This window comes from Chamaesiphon sp. VAR_69_metabat_338, from assembly GCF_031423935.1.
GTDB lineage: Bacteria > Cyanobacteriota > Cyanobacteriia > Cyanobacteriales > Chamaesiphonaceae > Chamaesiphon.
In genome coordinates, this window is record NZ_JANPGM010000134.1 from 1 (window position 1) to 2,403 (window position 2,403).

The window sequence follows — 2,403 nt, forward strand, 5'->3', positions numbered from 1 at the left end:
TAAACTAGTATCCCCATAAAATCTGAGTATGTCCTGCTCGAAGCGTTGGGAGTCTAAAAAGAATACAAATAATTGACTAGCGTGCAGGGCAATTGTCATCGGAAAGGCAATCCACAAGGCAATTTTCAATCGATCGAGCAAAAATTGTTGCCGCCAAGTTTGATACTCTGCCGAGTCCCGATCTGGCTGTAATTTGCGACTTAATCGACAGACTAACGATCTCCATCTTGCGAGCATTTTCAACGACATAATTCGACCGATCTGTTTCCCCTCTATTATCTGTAGGGGCGGGTTTAGCGACTGAAATCGCGCTGAGGTTTCCGCCTTCGGCACGATTTCATCCGCAACCCAACCTACCACTATTTACACCGATCGATGGCGATCGCGCAATTGACCGATCGGTCAAACCGATCGCACGATGTGGGAATGGGGTACGACCGAGTAACTTGAGTGCAGTTACTTACAGGATAAACGTCATGCCTAAATTTTTGGCAAGCTTGGCCATTTTAACGATTGTCAGCGCGATCGAAATGTGTTTGCCCCAAGTCGTTAGGGGTGAAGGTATCAACGATAGTTATATCGGCCCCGCCGTCACTTTTGGCAAAGATAAAACCACCTTGGGGGTCAGTGCCAAACTGCCCTTTGGTGGAAATTTTGCGCTGCGTCCTTATCTAGACTTTATCGACGGTCGAATTCCCTACGGAGCCAGTCTTACCTATAACTTTCAAATTGTGCCTTCGCTGACTCCATATATCGGTTATGGGTTCGGGGTAGATAACAATCGCAATCCCAATGTGTCGGGGTTTTTTAACTTAGGTTTAGATGTAAATCTCAGCGAGAAATTCACCCTGTTTACCAGTGCGACTATTCCGACTAGTAAGGAGGTCAACGGTCGCATTATTGTCGGTACCAGTCTGCGATTCTAGCATCCCACGCACGTAAATCTCAGGAGAATAATTATGTCTAATTCACAATTTGATGCTCGATACGAACTGTTAGCTAAAGCAGTTAGTCTATACTCAGATCCTCAAACCAGATCTGTGGCAGAGCAAGCATTTGATACCCTCGGTTACAAAGTCGATCGGGTGTTCGCTCCCTACGCCGATCTCGGTCAAACAATCGGTCTCAGCTCCAAGGATGGCAGCAACCCACCAGTGCTAGTGCTACCAGGCGGATCGTCTGGAAATCCGACTAGTGTTGGTAACGAAGAGTTTATCGCCAGCAAGCAAGCCATTCAAGACTGGATTGGCAATATTACCAATAACCAACAAGCTAACCCCCAAGGGTTCAAGCCAGATGTCACTGGATTCAGTCGAGGCGGGTCATTAACTCAACTCGTCGCTAGCGCGTTTCCCACCTCAATCGGTTCTGCGGTATCATTTGAATCGCCAGGAATCGATCGAGCGACTGCCGATAAATTTACTGAAAATGGCGGCGATCCGAGTCAAGTTCGGCACTATATTACTGACGGAGACTATCGCAGTCTCACTGGCGATGCCTTTATTCAGGGGAAAGTGACAGTTGGTACTTACGAGATCCCGGTTGCGCCAGAAGCTGGCAAAATAGATTACGCTACTCGCAAGCATCTCTCTGGAATTCTTGCCGATTTTAGTGCTTTTTTGCCCGATACTAGCAATCCATTGATAGCTCAATTCCGAGCGGCTACCGATCGACCTGCGGATCTAACTCTAGCTGAGATTTCTGTCGATGAACTCAATCAGGCTGACTTTACCTGGCAAGGTAAAGATTGGCAAGTCGTCAAGGAAATAGTCCAAAAGAACAACCCCAACCTGGCAGCATTATTCGCCGATCGACAAGGTGTTGAAGAAGTACGTGACAATTCTGGTGCTGGTAATGTCTTTAAGCTACTACTTGAAGCAGTTGCTGGTGTAAATCCAGTTCTGCCGGATAAGGTCAATCAGCCGACAGCAGGAGATGATATTTTATTTGGTACCGATTGTAACGATACGATCTCTGGTCTTGCTGGCGATGACTACATTCGCGGGGGTGCTGGTAATGACATCCTCTTTGGTAATGAAGGTAAAGATGCCCTCATCGGTGGTACTGGCAACGATTTTCTCTATGGTGGTGCGGGGGATGATATTCTCACTGGGGGCGTGGGCAACGATCGATTTGTCTTTGGCGATGGGACACTTTTCAATGCCACCTCTTTGGGCATCGACCGAATTAATGATTTTACGTCTGGGGAAGATTCAATCGGTTTGAATAAGGCTACCTTCAACCTTTTTAACCAAGATGTTGCCAGTAACTTTGCCATCGTAACCGATGATGCTTCAGCGGCAACTAGTACTGCTGCGATCGTTTATAACAGCGGTAGCGGCAGTCTTTTCTACAACACTAATGGGATCGATGTTGGCTTTGGGAATGGCGGCCAGTTTGCCA

Annotated in this window: 3 protein-coding genes; 2 read left to right on the plus strand and 1 reads right to left on the minus strand. The window is 47.2% G+C overall.

Features of this window, described 5'->3' with window-relative positions:
* On the minus strand, window positions 1–237 hold a 237-nt coding region (locus tag RMO84_RS03860; protein WP_310487153.1), incomplete at its 3' end, for a hypothetical protein.
* A gap of 239 nt (window positions 238–476) precedes the next feature.
* Here RMO84_RS03860 and RMO84_RS03865 point away from each other — a divergent pair.
* Together RMO84_RS03865 and RMO84_RS03870 are read left to right on the plus strand one after the other, a co-directional pair.
* A complete protein-coding gene (locus tag RMO84_RS03865; protein WP_310487154.1) occupies window positions 477–926 on the plus strand; it encodes a hypothetical protein in 450 nt (149 codons plus the stop codon).
* Window positions 927–959: 33 nt separating this feature from the next.
* Window positions 960–2,403: hypothetical protein (locus RMO84_RS03870; RefSeq protein WP_396135764.1), on the plus strand; the 1,444-nt coding region annotated here is incomplete at its 3' end.

Excerpts from the sequence above, each read along its gene's own strand:
- RMO84_RS03865 (WP_310487154.1), top strand. The coding sequence starts at position 477 with ATGCCTAAATTTTTGGCAAGCTTGGCCATTTTAACGATTGTCAGCGCG.